Genomic DNA, 24698 nt, shown 5'->3' on the forward strand with positions numbered 1-24698 from the left:
TTATTATTCTTAATTGTCGGGATTTGAGTATGTTAACCTACCATAAGCTTAAGCCACTTTGTAATGGGTTTTAGGTAACCGCAAGTTAAGGGATAAGGTTAATTGTGGCATAGTGATTAAGTCATTGTGGTCAGAGAAATAATAATAAGGGAAACCAATGACAGTCATTACTGAAACACCAAGGTTAATTATAAGAGAATTTACCCTTGAAGATGCACCTGCAGTATTGCATTTTAATGCTCCAGAACAAGTCAGCCTCCATACCGGTGACGCAGGAATGTGCACAACACTAACCGACGCAGAAAACATCATTACCAATATTTGGTTAGCTGAATATCAGCAATACGGTTTTGGCCGTTGGGCTGTGGTACTTAAAGAGACCAATACTGTTATTGGGTTTTGCGGTTTTAAAAATGAAACTCGTATTAATGCCGTCGATATTGGCTATCGCTTACACCCGGATTACTGGGGCATTGGTTTAGCGACAGAAGCCAACCTAGCTTGTATCGAATATGCCAAACAACACATGGATTTAGGCATCGTTTATGCCACTGTTGTCGATGCCAATAGCGGCTCAATCAATGTGGCCACTAAACTAGGCATGACATATCACTCTCAATACCAAGATGGCGAATTCACCATTAATCGTTATGAGATTTTATTAAAGACTCATACAGTTTAACTTGAAATAAAAACCAATGCCGAACTAAGACTCCTTAAACGTTAACAATTTAAAGAAGCCTCTAGTGGATAAAGGCTCTATAACTCACATATTGACTGATTTTTCTCAGGCTTATCAATTTTTCTAGTTGAAAGTAATTCCCCTGTCTCTGAATCAATAACAAAAATCTCTAGCTGTCGATTCTTGTTGGTTGTTACCAATACGTTTAAGTCACCATTACATATTTGGGGGGGGAAACCGATGTCAGTCCAAGATAATTTAATATCCCAAGCACCGTCCAACCTATAACAGCTGCCGATATTCATAGCACTTAACTTAGCCCAACCTCTTGGATTGCATGCAATTAAATCAGGTTCATCCATAATCAATATAGACTTAGGCTTAACGACAAAGTCTGTAGCAGAAAGCCCAGAAGCATTAATTTCCATTACCTTTCCAGCAGAACTCATCACATAGAATTCATTCTTATGCTTAAAGAACTGAGAAGCATAGCCTTCATCCAAAGGCCAATATGCAGCAGGATCGCCGTTACTTGGAATAAAACTTACAAAAGCAAGATTATTGCCATTTTTTTCAACCTTATAACCACCAAGTAGCCAACCATTATTCGAACTGAAAACGATATCGATGCTGTCAAGTTCTGTCGAAATACGTTCGCCATTTGGCAACAAAAATATAGAAGCGGCTGCGAAACAACCACTAATGCTATAAAAGGCACACAAGAATAATATGCCTACAAGCCGGCTTAATTTAATTCGCTTTATAACGTTCATGATATTTATGCACCGTAAATGAAGTTCCTCGTTTAAATGCACCAATTGCAAATAAACGATTTCTATCGTTAGGTTTTAAATGAATACAACCATGTGAAAGCGTCAGACGCACAGGAGACCCTAATGTAGTCTCCGCTTCGTTATCTGGTGTAGTATGAAACATTTGACCAGAAAGACTCTCTATACTATCAAGCAATTTATTGCCATTAAGGTCTTTAAACCAGCGAATAGCAATTGGCCCAAAATCATTAAATACCCACGCTTCGGGCACTATAGCTTTACCATATAACTCTTTATGCATTTCCATAATGGCACTTCGGACAGGTGAGTTATACAGTTGATTTAGACTTCCCCACTTTCCGCTTGGTAAAGCATACCAAATATCCTGTTTTGAAGGCATATCTCGAAGCTTTGTTCCCCAAGCTAATTTAGACGTTGGCCAAGTCGGTGTACGGTATGCCTCTGCTTTATCAATGACATAAACTCCAGGCCAAGTTGGCTCTTCAGCCATAACGGGATCATTACCCACTTTAGCTGGCCCTCCCATCGCTTCAAATTGCGCAAATTTGATATTTCCTCGGTTAATTATTAACAAATGTTGACCAGGGTAGAAATGGATTTCCATATAATTAAAACTCCTTGTTATATTCATCTATTTCTATAGAAATAGTAAATTAAAAAAACGCTCCATTCCTAAATGAATATTATTATACACATGTACATTATTTTACATCAACGCACTAAAGCAATATGATAATTAAATACACCACAGAAGTAAAACAACTAAATGTATAAATTAAAAATACGAACTTAAAACATCAATTATAATGTTTAGAGCGACAGTGAGTAGTTACCTTTGATAATCTTAATCATCATTCATTGAAAATAACTTTATTGTTAAATATCAATATCCATTTAACAACTAGTAATAAAACAAGGTGGGGGGTAGATTCACATAGCATAATGCTAAAATTATAAACAAGCTAGAAACGCATCATTCAAACATCTTTAATTAATAATAAAATTAAAACTTAATCTACAAACTTTACAAAGAACTACTATTACAAATATGCATATTAATCTCAGTATATTTTACCATACAATAAAAGTCTACCATTTCAAATCTATGCATATAAAACTTCCGCATCAATACATCATTAGAAACCAAAAAACAACTTAAAACTATTAATAGATAATATTATTAGATTAGTTAGACATGTCAAAAAAATAAACAGAACATTACTTGCGAATAGAATGTCGCATTGAAATAGATATGAAGAAAATTATATTTGCAACTGCACATTCGGCATTGCTGTAGTCAAATAAGCTAATACAAAAAGCCTGCAGCCATTTTGATAGTTGACTAAGCGATCCCTGAAACAGCCTGATATTGACACACTCACTTAAACTAGAACAACATGATGCGATTACGGGCAACATTTATAACTCTACATAATTCTATAAGACGCAATAGAGTTAGAGCGTCAGTTAAGCTGTCGCCCAGGGTGATGCATTATAAAGTCCAAAAATAAGCACTCTAAGGGCTTACTTGTGTATCTGCTAAGGCCATGTAAAGTTAAAAATCACATATAAAATGCAAAAAATATCTGCATGCCATCAAGAATAAAAACAACATAGCCGTTTGTTTACGCTCAACCTCTTACGTGAACTGCATCACAAAATGAATGTTTTTCACCCAATATCGGTTTAACTAATGTTTGCATAACCTAGATTATTTAAGTAGTTTATGAATAACAACTGCATGAATTTAAGTCTTCAGACAACATTTATGCTCAACACCGTTATATGACATATTTATGATGGTATGTAAGAAATGTAAGAGATTCATGGATGAAGAGCCTCCACTGCGCTTAGCATAGCCAGAACCGTTACGCAGCAAAGACACGGATGCTTTCGAAATTACACAGCCCGTATTTCCCCTTCATTCCATAGCCTCTACAGACCCCATAACATGCCTTGCATCGTATAAGTAAAATTCGTTTATTTTTATAGGCTTAGTTTTTAAAACTTCTATTATCAGCCATAACAATCGAATTTACAGAACGATAGACCATTAAGCGTATTTATAATCGTTAAATCTATCGAACTAAGGTTTATTTATTGAGTCGCAATACTATAAAGAAGAGGTAATCCCGCTGTTGAAAAACAACACGATTTCGATACCACCAGAAATGCTAATGTCTTGGCAAACTACAGTAGACCTCATCGCTAAGGTCGCTAAAGTGCCGGCATCATTAATCATGAAACTGCATGCAGATGAAATGGAAGTATTTGTTGCCAACAATAACACCGACAGCCCATATTCTCCTGGGATGAAGGACAAGCTGGGTCATGGCTTATATTGTGAATCAGTCATTGAGCAACAAACTGAATTACATGTTGAAAATGCATTAAACGATACTCGTTGGCACCAAAACCCTGATCTTGCTGTTGGTATGATTTCGTATTACGGCTTACCGCTCAATTGGCCTAACGGCGAGGCCTTTGGCACCATTTGTGTACTCGACAAAAAAGCAAAAGGTTACTCAGCCGATCTTGTTATGCTGTTGGAGTGCTTTCGTAAAAATGTTGAAAGTAATTTAGAAATACTCGATCAAAAGGAAAAGCTGGCACAAGCTAATTTACAATTAGAAACCCGTATTGCACAGCGCACTTTTGAATTAGAAAAGCTTAACAATGATTTAATGCAAGAAATCGACTCACGAATAGCGGCAGAAAAACTACTCGATATTCAGCAACGTTTCGACACTGTCACCGGATTACCCAAATTCAACCAGCTCGAAACGATGTTTAATCAACTGACGACCAAAAATGAATTTACCAGTATTTCGGTAGTCCATTTCAGCATAACAAACTTAAAAGTCATTCAAGACGGTTTAGGTTATGACATGAGTGAAAAAGTGCGTAATTTAGTGGCTCAGAAGCTACAGCGCTTTATTACTAATAACGCCTACCTTGCTACTGTCAGTGAAACCACATTCTGCATCGTTATCTCCACCAAGAAACAGCTATATGCCGATAAGATGGCGGCTTTTTGCAGTCGTTTATGTCAACATTTTGCTCAAGTTATCCATGTTGATGACTTCCCAGCATCCATTACCACCGCAATAGGCGTATCATTTTATCCTAACGATGGTAGTTGTTTTATGGAGCTCTCCAGAAAATCCAGCGCAGCACTTTCACACTGTGAAATAAGTAATAACAATGGCTATAAGTTCTTTAACCCCAAAATGGAATCCGAACTCTCTAATCGTATACAAATGGAGTCATTATTAAGAGGTGCGCTTAACCGCGATGAGCTGTCGTTAAATTACCAACCTTTTGTCGACACCCAAAGCCAAAATGTTATTGGTGCCGAAGTACTTATCAGGTGGTATAACCCAACTTTAGGTCAAGTGTCACCGGTCGACTTTATTGAAAATGCTGAACAATCTGGACTGATCATTGAAATCGGTTATTTTGTGTTGAGAAATGCGTTGAAACAATTAGCTTACTGGCGCGAATTATATAACCGAGACTTTTACCTAGCGATTAATATTTCTCCTGTACAGCTCAAAGATAGTTACTTGATAGATAAGATTGTGCAACTGCTGGAGTTATATAAAATACCTGGCAACTTACTTGAAATAGAACTAACAGAGAATGCGTTTATACACGATGCTACACATGCCCAAGAAATATTAAATAAGTTACACCATCATGGGATCCGGTTGTCTTTAGATGATTTTGGTACCGGCTATTCATCACTCAGTTATTTGCAAAACTACCCGTTTAATTCGGTTAAAATTGATCGCAGTTTTATACGTAATCTTGAAACTTCAGAACAAAGCCGACAGTTAGTTAACACCATTATCGCCATGGCAAATAATTTACAATTATCGTTGGTAGCAGAAGGGGTTGAAAATCAATTCCAAGCCGATTTTGTGGCTAAGCAAGGTGCCAACATATGGCAGGGTTATCATTTGGGGAAACCTGTAGATGCCAATGATTTTGCCCAGCAATACTTAATTCCCTCAATGACACCTCTATTTTAATCTACTGCATGTGTCGCAATAGTGTAGCAATAGTTCCGCACTCAACGAGTACCGTATAAGCCGACCGATACAAAGTCGGCTTGTATTTACTACGGTAAGCCGTATCACATTTTTAACTGCACATTCGAAGTCATTTTAGTCGAGCACGCCAATACAAATCCTGCAGCGATTTCTTCAGCGGTTAATGCCATTTTGCTAGACGATACAGTAGTGCCTGAAACAACCTGACATTTACATGCACCACATACACCCGTTCGGCAAGCCGCAATCATCGGTAATTTTGCAGACTCTATGCCATCAAGTAGGCTTTGATCGCCAGTTAACTGCACCTGCTTATCACCAATACTCAGCATAAACCGTTCTGTTGATGGATTACTGTCTAGCGCCGCTTTTAAACCCAGAGCGCTACTTGCGCCAAAGCTTTCTTGATTAAACTGACTCATATCAAATTCGGCAGCTTCAAGCATTAATTTTACTGCAGCCATGTAGGGTTCTGGTCCACACACAAATACCGTACGCTGTTGATAATCTGGTACTAATTTGACTAAGGTTTCTAAACTTAAGCGGCCACCTTCGCAACCTGTAGAAGTATGTTTATCGGTTAAATCTTGCTTATTACTGTCTGACTCAAGTACATAATTAAGATTAAAACTCGGGCTTCGTGATGCCATTGATGCCATCGAATCCGCAAACATAATGTCATGAACCGTTTTGGCACTGTGTACAAAGGCAATATCACTGTCGGTAGTGGTATCGCAAAGCCAGCGCGACATAGAATGCATAGGTGTGACACCACAACCGGCACTTAACAATAAGTACTTATCGGCTTCAATGTCGATCAAGTTAAATATTCCATCAGGGCCAGTAACCGTCACTTCATCGCCAACATTGAGCGACTCAGTTAAGTAATTAGACACCAAACCACCAACGATTTTTTTAACCGTAACCACTAACGAAAATGGTCGTGAAGGTGACGATGAAATAGTGTAACTGCGGTAAACCTTGTCGCCATTAATGTCGAGTTTAAAGGTAATAAACTGTCCCGGTTTAAAATTAAACTTAACCGGTTCAATCCCTTGAAATCGAAAACTCACCACATCATGGGTTTCATTCCATTTTTCAACACAGCGCAGTTGCACCTCACCTCGTTGCCAGTTCTCAGCAGCCAAAAGTGCTTTCGAGCCTGTCAACGCAGGTGGTTGCACCGTAGGCGGAGTCTCGATAACGGGGGCCTCGATAACAGGAGCCACTTTTTTTGCCGCTTGGGCAGAAAGCGCTTGTGAAAATGAAAAACCAATTGAGGGAGTACTACTCATTTTGACACCTTTAACGCAGTAAAAAACACAGAGCGCGATATGAAAATCTCATATCGGCTTTAATCGTTATCGTGCAAATACGGGTAACATAAATGCACGATTTTTAGGGCTAATTACGCCACGTTCATCATGGCTTTTAAGTCTGACTCAACATCGGTAGTGCCACGTAAACCAAACTGTTGCTCTAAAATATTCATTAGATTTTCAGATAAAAACGCTGGCGCAGTAGGTCCTGTACGGATGTTTTTCACGCCAAGCGATAACAAGGTTAATAGCACCACAATCGCTTTTTGCTCAAACCACGACAACACTAGGCTCAGCGGTAAATCATTAAGGTCACACTCAAAAATATCTTTTAACGCTAACGCTAACTGAATAGCAGAATAGGCATCGTTACATTGGCCCACATCAAGTAAACGTGGCACACCATTGATGTCACCAAAGTCTAATTTATTGAACTTGTACTTACCGCAACCTAGGGTCAAAATAATTGAATCGTCAGGCACTGATTTAGCTAAATCGGTAAAGTAATTACGTTCTAACTTGTCGCCATCACAACCACCAATTAAGAAGAAGTGCTTAATAGAACCATTTTTAACGTTTTCAACTACGGTTGGTGCTGCTGCCATTAAGGCGTTACGGGCAAAACCGATGGTGATCATGTGTGGAATTTCATCATAAGCAAAACCTTCAAGTTCAAGGGCTTTGTTAATCACTTCGCTGAAATCATCACCTTCAACGTGAGTTACACCAGGCCAACCTACGATACTGCGGGTATAAATACGGTCAGAGTACTCACCAACTGTAGGGTCGATAATACAGTTTGAGGTCATCACTACTGCACCTGGGAAAGTGGCAAATTCTTTTTGCTGATTCTGCCAAGCGCCGCCGTAGTTGCCGACTAAATGCGAGTATTTTTTAAATGCTGGGTAAGCAAGTGCTGGTAACATTTCGCCGTGAGTAAAAACATTAATGCCCTTGCCTGCGGTTTGCTCAAGAATAAGCTCTAGATCTTTCATGTCGTGACCAGACACTAAAATCGCTTTACCTTTAACAGATTTGGTATTCACTTGTGTTGGCTCAGGATGGCCAAAAGAGGTGGTTTCGCCTAAATCTAACATCGCCATAATGCGGTAGTTTAATTGGCCAATTTCCATTGCAGTAGCAAATAACTTGTCAGCATCAACAGAGTCTTCGCCTAAGAATGCCATGATTTTATGGAACTCAGCAGCCACATCGACATCAGTTTGATCTAATACGCGAGCATGCTCCATATAAGCCGCTGCGCCTTTTAAGCCATATAGGCATAATAAACGTAAGCCTAAAATGTCTTCATTTACGTCTCCGCCGTTAAGCAGTGCAATTGGCGCCTGGGCTAAAATCTCAGGTTTTGAGGTAGCAAGTAATAACTCACCTTGGCCGCTCACCATTTCTGGCTCGACACCTTGGCCTTTACAAGCAGCAATGTAAGCCGCTTTTAATTGGTCGCGATACGTCTGTGCCTGGTAGGCATAATCAATTAAGCGTTCATCATCGAAGTTTACGTTAGTTAACGTGGCAAAAAAGGCTTTCGGCACAAAAGTGTCAATGTCGTTGTCTACAATGCCAAACTCACGCGCTTTCACTGCATAAGCCGACACGCCTTGCAGCATATAGATTAATAAATCTTGAATATCAGACGTCGACGCTAACTTGCCGCACATACCTTGCGAGTAACTACAGCCATTGCCTTCTGGTGTTCTAATGGTTTGCTCACATTGCACACAAAACATAACTCTACTCCTTAAATATTATTCATGTATAAATTTTACACGTTAGAGGCGAGTTTACTCTTTACACTGTAAATCAAAACCCGTTTTTGGTAGCAATGTTAGATTTTATGAGCCACATCACCTTCAGCAATCGCTAATATTGATTGGTATTTATTGAATGAAAACGGAGGGTATGGCGCGCTAAAATCAATATCTATAGCGACATAATGAATATGAATATGAATATGGGGAAAATAACGTAGCTAGAGTCAGTAAGACATCATTAACTGTATGTCTTACTGATTTAGTTAATTGACCAAATTAAATAGTTAAAAAAGTCTTTTGCCGGAACAAATAAAGCATTAATAAAACGATAGAAAGATCTATTAACCTCAGCACTAGCCTCCGTGGCCACCATGCCCTTCATGATGCCCACCATTGCCGTTGCCGCACTCATGTACAGTTTGTTGTCCACCAAGAGGGCCTGATTCAATCGTTATAGTGTCTGCATCTTTATACATTACAAATGGGCCTGCGCTAATGTCATCAAGAATTGGATCATCTAAATGACCTAAACAACTATAACCCACTCGGTAGTTTCCTTCGGGTAAATATCCCATTGCAAAATACCAATCCCCATCAGTAGTTTGTAACAATCGACTCACCGATAACGGAGCCGTTAGCCCTGTTGGAGGTGTTGTCCCCATATCGGCCATTTGATCAATAGAAGTGACACTGTCTGGGTATAAATAAGCTAAATGATAAAATTCCCCGCCAACTGGAGTGAGATCTGCGTAGTCCATTTCACAACTGGCAACCCATTGCGGATCGACTTCGCCAATTAAATGGCCCATTTGACTATTATCAACTGACCACATTGCACGATGACGCAATTGGTATTGCTCTTGCTCCATTAGCAGACCTTGGTACAAATTAATTTCCAATGTCATTACACGGTGCTGATTAGCTATAATCTCAACATCTTCTATTGGTAAATAACCATTTTCCACTTGCAAACTATGACGGCCTTGACCATCTTCAACGTAACAACCTTGATTGCCATCACCCTGATCAATTGTCACGTGGACATTATGATATTGGCCAACAGGTAGATCGATATTATCAATAGCAAGATGCCTATTCATGCCCTGATAATCGAGTAAATTAAACTCCCTATGCTGTAAGCTATAACGGTGTATTTCCCCCGCTGCATCCGTCATAACAAGTTCATTCATTACTAGCCCTAACTGCGACACGCCGGCCATAGGGGCATCAGACACCCCTAAAGAGAATTGTCCTAAAGGGTTAACTTCATCGGTTGTGCTATCACTGCCACAAGCGCTCAGCAATAAAACTGAAGATAACATTAATACTGAATAATAAGTTTTCATCACATGTCCTCAATGTATTTGAAACACGACTAGTGTCACCTACAAAGGGGTAGTTAAATTTGATCAACATCAACAAACAGCGTTTAAATTAGTATGATTTATAACCTAAAATTAACATTGTAAAATGAATTCACACATAACTTATCAATAGCGACATAAGCATAAAATATTGCGCTACAACATGCGGCTGTGAAATATGAATATCGAACCACACTTTATTTCCATTTCTACTATAAAAGTACGTAGAATGAGCAAAAGAGTTAAAGACTTTCAATCAGGATGAATAGATGAAAACCAAACTTAATGCGATCGCATCAGCCCTATTTTTATTACTCGCTCCAGCAGCAATGGCCGCCAATGTTGCTGTTATCACCTTAGAAAATGGTGCCAATGTTCGTCTAAAAGACGACTTCACTTGGGAATACATCATCACCGAAACAGTAACCCAACCAGTGCAAGCTGCTAAAGCAGACATCACAGAGCAAGCAAACGGAGTAACACCGCCTGCAATTGCACCTGCAGCGTCGGTAGCTGCAGTAACAACACCTGTTGCAGCACAATCGGTTGCCATGCCTACTGCGCCTGCAGTTAATACTCAAGTAGCAACCACACGCTTAACTGCAGCGGCGTTAGCACAACCAGAATTATTAGGCAGTACGGCTAAAGACGGCATTAAAATCACCCTTGCAGACACAAAATGGAAAGGCGATAAGCTCGGCTTAGTGTTCGATTTTGACAGCACCAGTAACGAACATGTCACGGTTGTTGAAGTTGAAGTGAGTTTTTACAATGACAACGGTGCATTGCTCAAAACAGAAAAGCTTGAAGCCTGGGAAGCTATATTCCGTATGCCAGAAACTTACCTGCGTAAAGGTCAGCATCGCCAAAGTGATACAATTTGGGTAGAAGGTGTTAATAAGCAGCAATGGCAAAAGCAGTTAATCAGCTTAAAAATTATTGAAATTGAATCACGTTAGTAAAATCGATATTAGCGCCTGTACAGACAGGTGCTAAAGACAAAAAGCCCAAATGAAATATCGTTTCATTTGGGCTTAATTTAGTGTGTAGGTTGGTAACCTTAGTTCAATAATTCATGTTCTTTAGGCAGTTGCTTACTAATCCACAATATCAATTTATGTTTACGATTTGGACCATCATCTTTATCTTCGGCTAATGGTTGGATTAAATTGTCTTGCACTAATAATCGATAAATACATTCCACTTTATCTTTTGGCGAAATGCCTTTGCCAAAATCTTCAAAACCACGCTTTTGCGCGTATCCCATGCCAATCTCCATCGCGAGCTTGAGCAGTTTTGTATCGTGTTTACCCGCTTTCATCTATCACCCTCGTCGTGCTATCTATTGCTATTAAGCTACGCGAATATCCACAAATTACCACTACAATTACAGCCGGAATGCCGCAAAATCTAACAAATATCACTATTAGTAACTTTAGTTACAATAATTAATCTTAGTTAATACCATTAACCTTTGCTGCAAGGCGCAGGCTTGGTATTGTACTGGGGTTATTACTTTATGTTTTTATTGTCACTATTCAGCCGCACAACACATTTTGAATAGGCATAAAAACACCTAAAAGGGCCAAGACCCAAGGATATTTCAATGCGTAAAACACTTATCACGACTGCAGTTAGTGCTGCACTGATGCTCAGCGCGTGTTCAGAGCAATCAGCAGACACCGCCATGGCAGCCAAAACCACAACAGATGCATCAACAACAATGACCAAAGCGCCTGCTACTGCCGACAACGTACTGTTAACACCAAGCCCTTTACAATACATGGCACCACAGTTCGACAAGTTTAATGCGGGCGACTACTTACCTGCGTTTGAACAAGGCATGCAAGAGCACAAAGCAGAAATCGCTGCCATTACTAACAACACTGAAGCTGCCACGTTTGACAATACCATTGTCGCACTTGAAAAAACCGGCGCGATTTTAGACCGCACTCAACGGGTATTTTTCAACCTTTCAGGGCTTATTTCAGACGACAACTTCATCAGTGTTGAAGAGCAAATTGTGCCTAAACTCACAGCACACCAAGACAACATCTATCTTGATGAAAAACTGTTTGCGCGCATCCAAGCAATTTATAAAAACAAAGCCACATTAACAGGCGAAGACTTACGTTTAGTTGAAGTGTATTACGACCGCTTTGTCCGTGCCGGTGCTGAATTATCAATCGCTGACAAAACAACAATGCGTGAGTTAAACGGTGAGCTAGCCAAATTTGAAACCAGCTTCTCACAAAACGTATTAAAGTCATTTAATGACGATGTGATCATAATTGAAGATAAAGCCCTGCTTGATGGCTTATCAGACAACGACATTGCATCATTAGCTGCTGCCGCTAAAGCTGCTGGTAAAACGGGTTACATGATCACTTTAGTGAACACCACCACTCAACCATTGCTTTCTAGCCTTAAAAACCGCGATGTACGTAAACAGCTATGGGAAACCTCAGCATATCGCGCCATGGACACCAACGCGCCGTTAAACATCAAAATTGCTCAACTGCGTGCACAAAAAGCCAAACTATTAGGCTACCCAACATGGGCGGCATACTCGCTAGGCGACCAAATGGCCAAAAACCCAGAAGCGGTTTATGGCATTCTTGACGACTTAGCGCCAAAAGCACTGGTTAAAGCCAAAGTAGAAGCGGCAGACATTCAAGCCGAAATCGTTAAAGACGGTAAAGACTTTACTTTAGAACCATGGGACTGGGCTTACTACGCAGAAAAAGTACGTAAAGCCAAATATGACCTAGACGACAACCAAGTTAAGCCATACTTTGAAATGAACACAGTGCTTAACGACGGATTGTTTTTCGCAATGGAAAAACTGTACGGCATTACAGTTAAACCACGTAACGACCTTCCTGTGTGGCACAAAGACGTCACAGGCTATGAAATCTTTAACAAAGACGGCAGCTCAATTGGTTTGTTCTATCTCGATATGTACGCACGCCCTGGTAAGCGTGGTGGCGCATGGATGGATGAGTTCGTTAGCCAGTCATTCTTAAAAAATACAAAACCAGTGGTATACAACGCACTTAACGTGCCAAAACCTGCTGAAGGTCAACCAACACTGCTAACTTTTGACGAAGTGAGCACGTTATTCCACGAGTTTGGCCATGCCATTCACGGTTTATATTCACAAGTTAACTACCCAAGCCTAGCCGGTACCCTAACTGCACGTGACTTTGTTGAGTTTCCATCACAAGCTAACGAAGACTGGAGTGTTGATCCACAAGTGCTAGCCAACTACGCGAAACACTACCAAACTGATGAGCCGATTCCAGCAGAGTTATTAGGCAAAGTATTAAAAGCACATACCTTTAACCAAGGTTTTGGCACGGTAGAATACTTAGCTGCTGCGCTACTTGATATGGAATGGCATTCAATTCCAGCAGGCACCGAAATTACCGATGTAGCAGTTTTTGAAAAACAAGCACTAGCCAAACACGGCCTAGACTACGGCCCAATTGCGCCACGCTACAAAACCACCTATTTTAGCCACAGCTTCGGCGGCGGTTATTCAGCTGGTTATTACGCATACCTATGGACCGAAGTCTTTGCAGCAGACTCGTTTGCTTACATGATGGCTCACGGTGGATTAACGTTAGAGAACGGCCAAAAATACCGTGACGCAGTATTGTCAAAAGGTAACAGCCGAGATCTAATGCAAAGCTATATCGACTTTGCTGGTAAAAAGCCATCAACCGACGCCCTATTAAAGCGTCGTGGTTTAGTTCACTAATCGTTACTGATGTTACTGTCTCTCGTTAGCAACAAGCTATCGAGAGAGGCAAACTCACTATCGTCAACAGAGCTAATAATAAATTAATCGCGTTAAAAGTGTAAATATTGTCCAAACACGACCCTTTTAAGGTCATTTTGCACATTTGTTGTGCCATTGAGCACATCAAGGCTTTACATTTTTTAGAATACCCTTATTATTCACCGCGTTCGGAGGGATGGCAGAGTGGTCGAATGCACCGGTCTTGAAAACCGGCAACGGTTTATCCCGTTCTAGGGTTCAAATCCCTATCCCTCCGCCACATTTAACGAGAAAGCCTCATCAGAAATGATGAGGCTTTTTTGTATTTGTAACATTTGAACCCACGGGTTCCTATTTATAAAAGATCACTATCCCTCCGCCACATTAAAAACAAAAAGGCCCGCTATTTATAGCGGGCCTTTTTATTGGGTGAAAGATAGGACTTTGAACCCACGGGTTCCTCTTTATTACAAGCAAGCTATCCCTCCTCAAGATTCAAGAAAAAAGGCTCATCAGAAATGATGAGCCTTTTTTCGTTTAGGTGAAAGATAGGACTTTGAACCCACGGGTTCCTATTTATAAGATCGATACTTACATATGAGTTGTAAAGTGTATTCAGCATGTGGTTACTCATTCAATGACGAATTAGTGTGGTCATTTATGTCTACAGGCGGCATGTCTCTGCACGCGGAAATGTATACGCTGAGGTATACATGGTTGACCTAATTTATTGCAAATCGAATTCGCAAGGCTTATGTACAAATTTTGCTTTGATAGTAAGACTCTTCACCTTACTATCAAAGGGTAACAAGATATTTTAGATGGAAAAAACTATCGGTTAACCAGCTCTAGGCTGCAAGAACTGTTGAGCCTATAGCTGGAGGTCATAGTATCAATCACAATGGAGTGTATATGGAATCATTTTTAAAAATCATGAGAGTTGCTGGTGTCAACTTCCCAGTGGCAGCCTCTTTTATTCAAATAAGTAATGAGCTTGATGCAATCAAAATTAAACAAAGACTTGATGCTTTAGAAGACCCTATCAGCGTTCTACACAAAGACCTTCCAGCGTTATCTCAAGTGATTTATTTTGCTTTAGTTAATAATGATTCATTCACATTAAATTTCAGAGATGAGATTTACACAAAATACTCTAGAGCCTTCGCTATACTCGACACCAAAGGCTTAATTAAGAAATATAATGAATTGGGGTCATCATATCCTGTTGAGATTGAAGTGATAGATCCTTGTTTTATTTTGTATTTATTTACCCGTTTTGAAGACACTAAAAAAATGGATTTACTATTAGAGCGAGTTGAGAACTGTGAAGTAGGGCAATGGCTGAATGGTTATGAAATTCAAGACGAAATACAACTTCCGATAGTATTTATCAAAGCTGTTTTTAATGTTTACCAAGCAAATGGTTTTGGTATCTGTTCTAAAGAAATGCGGGCTTGTAGCTATCTAGCAAGTGCTTAACAACTTTCATCCATTGCCGTAGTAATCTAGCTACTCTAATCGGGGTATCTAAAATTTAAGGATCACATAATGTTTAAAGTAGATTTAAAACTAATAATAGTTACCGTATTTATCACAATAACCGGTTGTACTAGTATGAACGATGCTATGACACCATCTTTGAATACACATAAAGACTCATTTGATGGTGCTCTCATAGTTTCACAGGCTCCAGTAAGCTCCTCTTCAAGCTTAACTGAGGGTTGGCATACTATGGGTTTTGAATGGAATCAAAAATTTCCAGATGTAGTTTTCTTAGAGGTCGGAACAAATGGAATTACTAATGTTCAAGGTGTGGCTTTTAATGTGGACGGTGAGATAATTGAAAATATAACAGAAGCAAGTGTTCTCACAAAATATGGTAGCTGGTCTACTCGTCGTCTAGTTATGCCAATAAACGAATTTGTCAAAGTAGCAAAAGGCCGTGACGTCAAAATGAAATTAATCCAAATTGACACCTATTCGGTATCTACTTTTGGAGTAAGTAATTCTGGTGCTGTTGTTAATTCTAAATTTCCTCCATTCCTAAATAAGCTGAAAGAGTTAAATGTAATCCAGTAAAGCTAGTGCGCGAAAGTTCATTAAAAAAAACAACAGTTTGGTGTAATAATTTACTCATCAATACTCGTACAACCCGCGTATACAGGCGTCTTAGAATGAGGGCGAGGGCTCAAATCCCTACCCCTTTGAATATTGAGTTTTCAGAACGATGACTTTACGTTTATATTCTGTAGTTATACTTTAGCCCTCATAAAGTTTCTGTATTAACCGTATTTGACCGCCTATTTACAACACGCTTTGTAACTGAACCACTGACCTTGTCACTAACCCATTAGGAATTGAAACGATGAAACAAATTTGCTTGGTTTTATTGGCCTTGGTCTCAATGCCTGCATTGGCTGATGACGTGATGTTAGCTGACACGATGAAAGCGCTTGATACTGCGGTGTTTGACTCATTTAATCATTGTCAAAGTCCGCAAGAACTAGATAAGCACGCAAGCTTTTTTGCAGCGGATGTTGAGTTTTATCATGATAATGGTGGGGTAACGTGGGACCGTGACAGCATGATTGCGAATACTAAAAACAATGCCTGTGGCCATTACACCCGAAAGCTGGTTGAGGGCTCTTTTAACGTCCACTCGATTAAAGATTTTGGTGCGATTACCGAAGGGGTGCATATCTTTTGTCAAAATAAAACCAACCAATGTGAAGGTAAAGCTGACTTTGTCATGGTTTGGCGTAAAGTAGATGACAAATGGCAAATAACCCGAGTATTAAGTTACGGTCACCGAGAAAATAAATAAAAGGATATTAATAATGTACAAGCAAGTTTCAATTATTACACTCAGCATGATGCTGTTAATGGGTTGTTCTGGCACGGTGCCTACTTTAGGCATTAATGATGGCCAGTTAATGCCATGTCCTGAATCGCCAAATTGCGTCAATAGCCAACAATCAGTTGCAGATGAAGAACATGCTATACAACCGATTGAGTTCGTCGGCACACGCCAGCAGGCACAGGCAAAACTGTTGCACGTACTAAAGGCTGCTGAACGAGCGAATATCGTCGTGGTTGAGGATGATTATATCCGAGTAGAATTTACCTCGCAGATAATGCGTTTTGTCGATGATGTTGAGTTTTATTTCCCGTCAACAACATCTGATAACATTACCATCCATGTTAGATCTGCTTCACGTATCGGAGAGTCTGACTTTGGGGTTAACCGCGAGCGAATAGAACAGATTAGAAATAACGTCAAACTATAGTGACTATAAAAAGATCGATCAACGTAATAACAGGTTAGCTTGTGTCTGTTTCATTTTGCTAAAATGAAACAGATGGAAGCGCCCCCCCCCAGAGATTGGTCTGGGAGCTTGTATAAAGAGCCCTCATGAGTTTGGTTAGTTTCGGGTTATCTACGAACGTCATCAACGGTGGCATCACTGCCACCTCATCAAAGTCTGGAGTTAGCATGAATAGTAAAATTATTGGGATTGTACTTGTTATTGCGGGTATTTTTTTAGCGTTGTGGGGCTACAATATTTATGATGCAGCGAGCTCTCAAGTTACCCGCGCGATAAGCGGTGATACGCCAATTGAAGCCTGGGCTGGAATGGCCGGTGGTATTATTGCGGTTCTAATAGGTATTACAAAGTTGAAATAATGGATTGTGATTAAACGTTGATGTAAAAACATTCAACCATAATGGCTGCCAACTGATGACTATTTATAAGTAACGTTATTGACTCCAAAAACCAAATTAATACGTGTAAACAGCAATTGATTATTGGTTTTTACTTTTGAACGTTCATTATTATTGGCATCGGTAAAGGTTACAGTAAATAACCACTGCAACCTTATTTTAGACCTCACCTAAATAACGTTATCCAGCCAGCTTATCGTTAAGTAAATCGAGTCTATCTTGTCCCCAAAATGGCTCATTTTGATACACATAGGTCGGCACACCCAACACACCTTTTTCAATAGCATCTACGGTATTAGATTCGTATATTGCTTCTATTTCGGCTGACAATGCTTGCTGCACAACACCGTCGGCATCTAGATTAAGTGAGGTTAATATTTGTCGGATAACCGCTTCGTCTGCAATGTTTTGATCTTTTGCCCAACATGCTGCCAGTACATTGGCAACAAACTCACTGACAGCTTGTCCAGCTTGCTGTAACACAATAGTACATCTGTCGGCCAAGCCTGGGTCTGCAGGGAAGAAAGCGGGCTGCAGATTAAGGGTTAACTTGCGCTTTGTTGACCAACGAGCTAACTCAATTAAACGATAGTCTTGTCGAGCTTGCAGGCGTTGTTTTACCGGTAACACACCTAATACTGCAAACAATTTTGGCAGTTTAATCGGCTTATAGTTGATAGCGGCTTTGTGCTGTTCAGCCAACGAGGTAAAGGTGTTATGGCCTAAATAGGCATAAGGTGAAAGGCTAGTAAAATAATAATCTATTGCTGTTGTCATGGTTCACATTACCTTTTTAGGCTTATTTGAGGGACTGAGTGATTACACAAGTGTATTTAGCTTATACCTAGCATTAACTGCTAATAGATAACGGGTAACTGGTAACTGGTAACTGGTAACGACCATAATACAATAATAACTAACAGATAAATTCTACGTACTATTGCTTAAAGTCTGTCTTTTGGCCACTGAACACTTTACAACCAAGCTCATAATAAACTAACAATAAACCTTAAAGAATATTAAGTCTCTCTACGATTAAGACCATAATTTAATAAGGTAGAACAACATAAACCTGTTACAGGGCCAGCTGTTGTAACTCACTCTTTAGCGTAAAAAAGTGTTTCATACTCTCGCTAAGCGACTGAGATTGAACATAGTCGGCATGACTCTGTTATAGAGTGATGCCGATAAATACAAAAAGTGCCAAAAGGCACTTTTTGTATTTTAAAGAGGAAAGATACCTCTTTAGCAACTTAGCATTTATTGCGCTGGATTAACGCCAGGGGTAACTTCATCCACACTAAAGTTCGTGTTGGCCGATTGAATGACATTAATCGCTTCAGATGTCAGTGCATTATTGCCTGTCAGTAAGTCATTTAAGTTACCAGACTCTGAATTAACTAAGCCTAACTCTCGTAGCATGGCATCAACCACAGGGGCATTAGCACGATAGTTTAATGCAGCAGTGGTTACTTGCTCTGCAATACCACCCTGGGATTGGTTACCCTCTCCGTTACTCATTTGATTGCCCGTACCATAGCCTTGTAAAATCTTAATACCTTCAATTTTTTCAAGCGGTTTAACGGCTTGAGCAATAATATCTGGTAAGGCTTTTAATATGGCTAATGATCTTTGCAGTGCAATTTGTTCGTTGCTCAGTACGTTTTCAGCTTCGTACTGTGCCCGCTTACCCGCAGCTTCGACTGCATAGATTTTCTCATCGGCTGAGGCTTTTAGCATTTTAGCGTCTGCACTGGCACGCGCTTCAATTAAAATGGCGCTAGCTCTATCTTCCGCGGCAACTTTTTCTGATTCAGCTCGAACTGTAACGCCCACGGCCTCGCGCTCAGCTTCTTTACGGGCGTCAATCACCTCAATGTCTTTACGACGATTAGCTTCTGCAGTTTGGCGCGCAGTAATAACCGCTTCTTCTTTTTCTACCTTGGTTTTTTCAGCTTCTGCAGCGCGAGCGCGAGCGGCTGACTCTTCTTCCGACTTAGCGGCTACCGCAATGCGTTTGTCTTGTTCAGATACTTCAATATCGCGTTGTTGCTGAATGCGTGACTGTTCAATAGACTTATACTTTTCAATTTCACGGGTTTCGATGTCTTTGGTTTTTTCAATTTCAGCCGTTTCAATTGCGCGCTCTTTGGCAATTTCTGCTTCACGTTCTTCGCGGGCTTTGTTTTCTTTTTGTTTAATGATTTCAGCTTTTTGATCGGCACGTTTAAATTCGAGTGACTGCTGCTGAGCAAGGCGAGCTTCTTCTTCCGACTTTTCGATTTCTAACGATTCTTTTTCCGCTTCAAGATTACGCTGTTCAATTTTGATACGGTTTTCTTGTTGAATATCGTTGGTTTCTTTACGTTTTTCTTCAATGATTTTTGCTAGACGAGCACGACCTTCGGCATCAAATGCGTTATTTTCATTAAAAAATTGCAAGTCAGTTTGATCAAAACCCGTGAGCGACACAGATTCTAATTCTAGGCCGTTTTTCTCAAGGTCATTGGCGACATTGTTCTGCACTCGCTGGACAAAGTCTGCGCGCTGCTCGTGCATTTCGGTCATGGTCATTTCAGCTGCAACGGTACGTAATACGTCGACAAATTTTGATTCCATTAATTTTTTAAGTTCTTCAACACGATTAGTGCGAGTACCTAACGTTTGCGCTGCCATTGAAATCCCTTCGGCATTTGGCGCAACACGTAAATAGAAGTCGGCTTTTACATCCACGCGCATTCTGTCTTTGGTGATCAGGGCATCTTTTTGATTTTTTTCAACTTCAATACGCAAGGTATTCATGTTGACCGAAATCGTTTCGTGCAGCACTGGCAGCACAATTGCGCCACCATCTTTAATGATTTTCTCACCGCCGAACCCGGTACGAACAAAAGCCATTTCTTTGCTGGCTCGTTTGTACAGTTTGGCAAAAATAAGTCCAATAATAATCAATCCTAATACTGCTATGCCAGCAATGAGGAGGACAAAGCCGCTTCCTGAATCAAAGTTTGTTAACGTTTCCATTTAATTTCCTTTTAAATACAACTGTGTTTATCAAAAAGTGTCATTGGAATGACATTTTTATTTTTAGGGTATATCTCAATAAGATGCTTTTGGTTTACTGAATCTGGTTGCTGTCCAGACTTTGCCTTGATGAGCGATGAGTACAACATCGACGCCAGGTAAAAATTCGACATCGTCGTGTTCTGGTTCAACTAACACGTAGTGTTTCTGCCCAAATGTGTCCCGAACCATCGCTTCTGTCGGCATGCCTTTTATTGCACGACCTTGGGTGATCTTGCCAACACAACCGCCAAGCGCATCAATTGATATTGCTGAGGTTTCGTTTTTAGGGAGAATATTGGCAATACCATTACCAATAAAGTGGCTTGAAAAAAACATTATGACTAACGCAACCGGTACGGTGATTAATTGGGGTAAAAAGCTGCCAAAAAGTTGTGAATAGCCAAAGTTAATCACATAGCCTGCTATCGCAAAACTACTTAACGCTAATACGAACCAGATAAGTAACGGTAAGCGGTTAAGACACAGCCAACCCAATATACCGGTCATACCGGTAACAGATACCGTGGTATCTACATCTGTATCTACATCGAGTGAAAACCAATTATCAAGTGCACTAAATACACTTAAGCCTGCAATCAAGGCGATGATTTCAAACATCCCCAATATGACCACAATAGCGAGCGCAATTGAAAAGGGTATATTTGCTTGAGCGACTAAAAAAGCCTGCATTGTTTCTCCATAAACCTAACGGGTTAAACTCCATTTGATTGTAAAATATCATGTTATTTTGCAGGAGGATATGAGCGAATAATAATTCCGGATGCTTTTTGAGATGTAAGCCTACTATTATGGATAATTCGGAACAATTTTGATTCGACAATACTCAAACAAAATCGCGCACATAAAGCAGTGATGCCATAATTGTTGAGAACAATCTAAAACGTAAGTTGAGTATTTTCAGCGCTTCGATACGACGTAAACACAAACGATACTGCAGACTAATGCAGTGACCTGAGGCCGTGTTATTTGTACGTAAGCTAGCTCTTATTGCTGTCTCATAATGCCAACTCTTATTGCTAAGTTATTTGCTTAGTACGACTTAATCTAAACTGTAAGTAGGCAGCGATAATGGCATTCGCGTCTTCGACTTGTGGGTAATGCCCCAACGTAGGCAGTTCGGTTACATCTGCATGAGGAATCAATTTACGATAATGATCGATCATGTGTTGGCCCGAGATCGGATCTTTAGCCCCTGCGATCAACTTGATCGGTATTGTACTGTTGATAATCGCCCCAACCCAACGTTCGCGGTGTTGTTTACGCTGGGTGATATAGTTAATCAATTTATGCATTACCGCTAAGCCATTATTGTGGTTAAGCAGTTGCCATAAAGCGTCGATAACCTGTGGCGTAGGCGGTGTAGATGGCCCAAATATACGTTGTAAATTAGCTGCAAACTTTTGTTTGTTAATTAACTTAGACACCAGAGGCCCTAATGGAGACAGTAGCAAGGTTTGAATGAGCAAAGGTTTGTGGGTTTCGGGAAACAAACCACCATTTAGAAAACACACACTGTTAATGCTCAATGTACTGTTGCCATCAAGTTGTCTTGCTAACAACTCTTGCGCGACCGTATCACCATAGTCATGGGCTAAAATATGATAATGGCTAACGCCAAACTGCTGTAAAACAGCTTCATAAATATCGGCTTGCTGACTGATTAAATAATCAACATTTTTGGGCTTGTCTGAAAATCCAAAGCCCAACATATCAAGAGTTACCACAAAATAGTGTTGAGTTAACTCATGCCACATACCTTCCCAATCCCAACTTGCGCTAGGGTAACCATGAATTAACAATAACGCTGGCGCCTTTCTATCACCCGCTTGACGAGTAAAGATCTGCTGATCGTTAATAGACAAAAATTGCCCCTGCTGTTGCCACTCGCACAGTTGGATCATGACCATATTATCCGTTAAATAATGAGCTTAGATAACAGAATCACACATCACCCCCATATTGGCTAGTCTGTTTCTATGGAAGGTGAGCCATAAAAAATAACGTTGTTACGCTTAAGTTAATGATAAATAGATACTTAAATTAGCTAGCACTTTTCGTTCCTTTAAATCATCACGAAAGTAGTATTTTTAAGCATTGGACGTATACTTATTGGTATTCCCTCGTAATGACGGTAAAGCTATTAATGCAAACACAGGTTAATGATCCACATGTTTTAAACGACCACCTAAAGTTGTTATACCAAAATGCGATTCCGGGCATTGCCATTACTATTGTCGCTTCGGCTGGACTAGCTTTTGGGTTTGCGGAACATTCGACAGTTCATTATAAATTCATCTGGTGGTTATGTTTATCTGCGGTTGTTGGTTTTCGTATTATCGATACGGCTTTGTGGTTTCGGCGTGCTAATAAAGGCCTATTCAGTTGCCAAAATGACTTATATCGTTTTGGTGCAGGTGTATTATTAACTGCGTTTCTTTGGGCCTTTTATTGTGTTTATTTTTATAACAAATCGAGTATTGATGAGTTATTTTCTTCTCTAGTCATTGTGTCAGCAATGGCTGGCGGTGCCGCTACGGTATTATCTGGCAACAAGTTATTATCGCAAATTTATACTCTAATGTTATTAGCTCCCTTCTCGCTGCAAATGATACTTGGTGATAATCCTGCCCATCTATTATTAGGCTGTTTAGGCTTAGCCTATGCCGCTGTTATGTTATCGGTTGCCAATGCTGCCGCTAATTTTACTAAAAATTCTATTATGTTACGCAATGAACATAATCAGTTATTAAAAACCATGGAACACAAGGTTCAACAAAGAACCGAAAAAATTATCGAATTAAGCCAACACGACTCACTGACTCAATTACTCAATCGACGCTCATTTCTAGCCGCCGCCAAGCTACAGTTATCGCAAATAGAAACCGACAGTCAATATGCTATTTTCTTCCTTGATTTAGATGGTTTTAAACAGGTAAATGACAATTTTGGTCATCGGGTTGGTGATGAAGTACTAACCGGAGTGGTAAAGCGAATTAAACAAGCTTGCCAGCACGATGAAATAATCTGTCGTTGGGGTGGTGATGAATTTATTATTATGGCCCACCAAAGCCCTCTTTATCGTTTTGAAGATTTGGCTATCGCACTTAAAAAGTATATTAATCAGGCTATTATCACTACGCAGCATGTGATTCATATGGACTGTTCTATTGGTATTGCAATGTATCCTGAACACGGCCAATCAATATCAGATTTAATCAGCTTGGCCGATCTATCCATGTATAGCCGCAAAAGTGGCGGTACTGATGACTATGTGATGTTCAGTGGTGAGCTAGAGCAGAAGATAAAGCATGAAATGCATTTAAGTAAAGGGATTGCCCAAGCTATTGCCGAGCAACAATTACGTTTGGTGTTTCAACCCATCATTGACTCCACTACTGGTGATATAGCCTCTGTTGAAGCGTTACTCCGATGGGAATTTGAAGGAAATAATATTCCACCGGATGTGTTTATTCCGTTAGCAGAAAAAAATGGCGCCATTAAACAAATAGGCTACTGGGTACTTGAAGAGTCGGTGCGCCATCTGTCAGCATTACATTTGTTAAAGCCGCAATTAGCAATATGCATTAATGTGTCGGTGATTCAATTTGAAGATGTTGATTTTGTCAGTAAAGCTGAGCAAATCATTAACCAGTACCATGTAAATCCAAGTAAAGTGCATTTAGAAATCACTGAGTCGGTATTTTCGCAAGATAAATTTAAACTAATTGAAATGGTTAAAGCATTGCAGTCAATAGGCTTTATGATTTCCATCGATGACTTTGGCACTGGCTACTCGTCATTATCTGTGATCCAAGATTTACATGTTAATACCGTTAAAATTGACCGTTCTTTTATCAATAATCTTCACCTTAAAGGCATTGATATTGTTAAAGCGGTAATGGTGATGTCTCATGGCCTTGGCTACCGTATTGTTGCTGAAGGAGTTGAAAACCAGCAACAAGCCAACACTCTCACCGCTTTAGGTATTCATTATTTACAGGGCTATTTATTTGATAAACCGCTTGACTTTGATGCGTTAACGCAAAAACTATCATGTCATCCAGATGAACAACGTTCTCCCTTCTTATTGCGATCTGCTAATTCTTAATCTAGTCAT

The 24698-nt window shown here is 40.0% G+C and carries 20 protein-coding genes and 1 tRNA gene; 11 read left to right on the plus strand and 10 right to left on the minus strand.

All coding sequences use genetic code 11. The annotated features are described in order from the left end of the window. The first annotated feature begins 157 nt into the window (after window positions 1-157). Complete coding sequence (locus EGC86_RS03990) at window positions 158-682, plus strand: GNAT family N-acetyltransferase (RefSeq protein WP_123776683.1); 525 nt, start codon at window positions 158-160, stop codon at window positions 680-682. Between the two features lie 77 nt (window positions 683-759). Here the strand turns inward: EGC86_RS03990 and EGC86_RS03995 are convergent, their stop codons facing one another. Continuing rightward, on the minus strand, window positions 760-1455 hold the full coding sequence (locus tag EGC86_RS03995) for a hypothetical protein (RefSeq protein WP_123776684.1): 696 nt from the start codon (window positions 1453-1455) through the stop codon (window positions 760-762). After that, on the minus strand, window positions 1433-2080 hold the full coding sequence (locus EGC86_RS04000) for a L,D-transpeptidase family protein (protein WP_165872331.1): 648 nt from the start codon (window positions 2078-2080) through the stop codon (window positions 1433-1435). Before EGC86_RS04000 ends, EGC86_RS03995 begins: the two co-directional genes overlap by 23 nt. A 1573-nt stretch (window positions 2081-3653) precedes the next feature. Between EGC86_RS04000 and EGC86_RS04005 the strand changes: the two genes are divergently transcribed. Then, window positions 3654-5510, plus strand: a complete 1857-nt coding sequence (locus EGC86_RS04005; RefSeq protein ID WP_165872332.1) for a sensor domain-containing phosphodiesterase — start codon at window positions 3654-3656, stop codon at window positions 5508-5510. A gap of 104 nt (window positions 5511-5614) precedes the next feature. Here the strand turns inward: EGC86_RS04005 and EGC86_RS04010 are convergent, their stop codons facing one another. The 3 genes from EGC86_RS04010 to EGC86_RS04020 all read right to left on the minus strand — a co-directional run bounded on the left by EGC86_RS04010 (window position 5615) and on the right by EGC86_RS04020 (window position 9968). After that, a complete protein-coding gene (locus tag EGC86_RS04010) occupies window positions 5615-6826 on the minus strand; it encodes an FAD-binding oxidoreductase (RefSeq protein ID WP_123776687.1) in 1212 nt (403 codons plus the stop codon). A gap of 113 nt (window positions 6827-6939) precedes the next feature. Then, window positions 6940-8598: a hydroxylamine reductase gene (hcp, locus tag EGC86_RS04015; protein WP_123776688.1), complete on the minus strand. Its 1659-nt coding sequence runs from the start codon at window positions 8596-8598 to the stop codon at window positions 6940-6942. Between the two features lie 377 nt (window positions 8599-8975). Further along, window positions 8976-9968, minus strand: a complete 993-nt coding sequence (locus EGC86_RS04020; RefSeq protein ID WP_123776689.1) for a DUF4382 domain-containing protein — start codon at window positions 9966-9968, stop codon at window positions 8976-8978. Between the two features lie 287 nt (window positions 9969-10255). Between EGC86_RS04020 and EGC86_RS04025 the strand changes: the two genes are divergently transcribed. Then, window positions 10256-10945 (plus strand): DUF3157 family protein, encoded by a 690-nt coding sequence (locus EGC86_RS04025; protein WP_123776690.1) that lies wholly within the window; start codon window positions 10256-10258, stop codon window positions 10943-10945. Window positions 10946-11046: 101 nt separating this feature from the next. Here the strand turns inward: EGC86_RS04025 and EGC86_RS04030 are convergent, their stop codons facing one another. Continuing rightward, complete coding sequence (locus EGC86_RS04030; RefSeq protein ID WP_011639029.1) at window positions 11047-11307, minus strand: DUF5062 family protein; 261 nt, start codon at window positions 11305-11307, stop codon at window positions 11047-11049. 285 nt (window positions 11308-11592) lie between these two features. Between EGC86_RS04030 and EGC86_RS04035 the strand changes: the two genes are divergently transcribed. From EGC86_RS04035 to EGC86_RS04065, 7 genes are all read left to right on the plus strand, one after another. After that, window positions 11593-13749 carry a M3 family metallopeptidase gene (locus EGC86_RS04035; protein ID WP_123776691.1) on the plus strand — a complete coding sequence of 719 codons (2157 nt, stop codon included), beginning with the start codon at window positions 11593-11595 and terminating at the stop codon, window positions 13747-13749. Between the two features lie 211 nt (window positions 13750-13960). Next, window positions 13961-14050 (plus strand) — tRNA-Ser (locus EGC86_RS04040). 632 nt (window positions 14051-14682) lie between these two features. Beyond that, on the plus strand, window positions 14683-15249 hold the full coding sequence (locus EGC86_RS04045; protein WP_123776692.1) for a hypothetical protein: 567 nt from the start codon (window positions 14683-14685) through the stop codon (window positions 15247-15249). 69 nt (window positions 15250-15318) lie between these two features. Continuing rightward, window positions 15319-15849 (plus strand): hypothetical protein, encoded by a 531-nt coding sequence (locus EGC86_RS04050; protein WP_123776693.1) that lies wholly within the window; start codon window positions 15319-15321, stop codon window positions 15847-15849. A gap of 286 nt (window positions 15850-16135) precedes the next feature. After that, a complete protein-coding gene (locus EGC86_RS04055) occupies window positions 16136-16594 on the plus strand; it encodes a nuclear transport factor 2 family protein (RefSeq protein ID WP_123776694.1) in 459 nt (152 codons plus the stop codon). Window positions 16595-16607: 13 nt separating this feature from the next. Further along, window positions 16608-17057 carry a DUF1499 domain-containing protein gene (locus tag EGC86_RS04060; protein ID WP_059745767.1) on the plus strand — a complete coding sequence of 150 codons (450 nt, stop codon included), beginning with the start codon at window positions 16608-16610 and terminating at the stop codon, window positions 17055-17057. 206 nt (window positions 17058-17263) lie between these two features. Beyond that, on the plus strand, window positions 17264-17455 hold the full coding sequence (locus tag EGC86_RS04065) for a DUF3185 family protein (protein ID WP_011639035.1): 192 nt from the start codon (window positions 17264-17266) through the stop codon (window positions 17453-17455). A 219-nt stretch (window positions 17456-17674) separates the two neighbouring features. Here the strand turns inward: EGC86_RS04065 and EGC86_RS04070 are convergent, their stop codons facing one another. The 4 genes from EGC86_RS04070 to EGC86_RS04085 form a co-directional block, all read right to left on the minus strand. Then, the gene (locus EGC86_RS04070) at window positions 17675-18271 is read right to left on the minus strand and encodes a 2-hydroxychromene-2-carboxylate isomerase (protein WP_123776695.1); all 597 of its coding nucleotides are present in this window, start codon (window positions 18269-18271) and stop codon (window positions 17675-17677) included. A 483-nt stretch (window positions 18272-18754) separates the two neighbouring features. Beyond that, window positions 18755-20518, minus strand: coding sequence for a flotillin family protein (locus EGC86_RS04075; protein WP_059745769.1), 1764 nt, complete (start codon window positions 20516-20518; stop codon window positions 18755-18757). 75 nt (window positions 20519-20593) lie between these two features. Next, entirely contained in the window at window positions 20594-21250 is a 657-nt protein-coding gene (locus EGC86_RS04080) for an OB-fold-containig protein (RefSeq protein ID WP_123776696.1), read from the minus strand. A 347-nt stretch (window positions 21251-21597) separates the two neighbouring features. Beyond that, window positions 21598-22482 (minus strand): alpha/beta fold hydrolase, encoded by an 885-nt coding sequence (locus EGC86_RS04085; protein ID WP_165872333.1) that lies wholly within the window; start codon window positions 22480-22482, stop codon window positions 21598-21600. Window positions 22483-22706: 224 nt separating this feature from the next. On the opposite strand from EGC86_RS04085, the gene EGC86_RS04090 reads away from it, so the two are divergent. Then, window positions 22707-24689 (plus strand): putative bifunctional diguanylate cyclase/phosphodiesterase, encoded by a 1983-nt coding sequence (locus EGC86_RS04090; RefSeq protein ID WP_123776698.1) that lies wholly within the window; start codon window positions 22707-22709, stop codon window positions 24687-24689. Window positions 24690-24698 lie beyond the last annotated feature (9 nt).

This window comes from Shewanella frigidimarina, assembly GCF_003797125.1.
Taxonomy (GTDB): domain Bacteria; phylum Pseudomonadota; class Gammaproteobacteria; order Enterobacterales; family Shewanellaceae; genus Shewanella; species Shewanella frigidimarina.

Coding starts and splice junctions, on each gene's coding strand:
- EGC86_RS03990 (WP_123776683.1), top strand. CDS start 158: ATGACAGTCATTACTGAAACACCAAGGTTAATTATAAGAGAATTTACC.
- EGC86_RS04005 (WP_165872332.1), top strand. CDS start 3,654: ATGTCTTGGCAAACTACAGTAGACCTCATCGCTAAGGTCGCTAAAGTG.
- EGC86_RS04045 (WP_123776692.1), top strand. CDS start 14,683: ATGGAATCATTTTTAAAAATCATGAGAGTTGCTGGTGTCAACTTCCCA.
- EGC86_RS04035 (WP_123776691.1), top strand. CDS start 11,593: ATGCGTAAAACACTTATCACGACTGCAGTTAGTGCTGCACTGATGCTC.
- EGC86_RS04065 (WP_011639035.1), top strand. CDS start 17,264: ATGAATAGTAAAATTATTGGGATTGTACTTGTTATTGCGGGTATTTTT.
- EGC86_RS04060 (WP_059745767.1), top strand. CDS start 16,608: ATGTACAAGCAAGTTTCAATTATTACACTCAGCATGATGCTGTTAATG.
- EGC86_RS04025 (WP_123776690.1), top strand. CDS start 10,256: ATGAAAACCAAACTTAATGCGATCGCATCAGCCCTATTTTTATTACTC.
- EGC86_RS04055 (WP_123776694.1), top strand. CDS start 16,136: ATGAAACAAATTTGCTTGGTTTTATTGGCCTTGGTCTCAATGCCTGCA.
- EGC86_RS04000 (WP_165872331.1), bottom strand. CDS start 2,080: ATGGAAATCCATTTCTACCCTGGTCAACATTTGTTAATAATTAACCGA.
- EGC86_RS04075 (WP_059745769.1), bottom strand. CDS start 20,518: ATGGAAACGTTAACAAACTTTGATTCAGGAAGCGGCTTTGTCCTCCTC.
- EGC86_RS04080 (WP_123776696.1), bottom strand. CDS start 21,250: ATGCAGGCTTTTTTAGTCGCTCAAGCAAATATACCCTTTTCAATTGCG.
- EGC86_RS04020 (WP_123776689.1), bottom strand. CDS start 9,968: ATGAAAACTTATTATTCAGTATTAATGTTATCTTCAGTTTTATTGCTG.
- EGC86_RS04030 (WP_011639029.1), bottom strand. CDS start 11,307: ATGAAAGCGGGTAAACACGATACAAAACTGCTCAAGCTCGCGATGGAG.
- EGC86_RS04085 (WP_165872333.1), bottom strand. CDS start 22,482: ATGATCCAACTGTGCGAGTGGCAACAGCAGGGGCAATTTTTGTCTATT.
- EGC86_RS04010 (WP_123776687.1), bottom strand. CDS start 6,826: ATGAGTAGTACTCCCTCAATTGGTTTTTCATTTTCACAAGCGCTTTCT.
- EGC86_RS03995 (WP_123776684.1), bottom strand. CDS start 1,455: ATGAACGTTATAAAGCGAATTAAATTAAGCCGGCTTGTAGGCATATTA.
- hcp (WP_123776688.1), bottom strand. CDS start 8,598: ATGTTTTGTGTGCAATGTGAGCAAACCATTAGAACACCAGAAGGCAAT.
- EGC86_RS04090 (WP_123776698.1), top strand. CDS start 22,707: ATGACGGTAAAGCTATTAATGCAAACACAGGTTAATGATCCACATGTT.
- EGC86_RS04050 (WP_123776693.1), top strand. CDS start 15,319: ATGTTTAAAGTAGATTTAAAACTAATAATAGTTACCGTATTTATCACA.
- EGC86_RS04070 (WP_123776695.1), bottom strand. CDS start 18,271: ATGACAACAGCAATAGATTATTATTTTACTAGCCTTTCACCTTATGCC.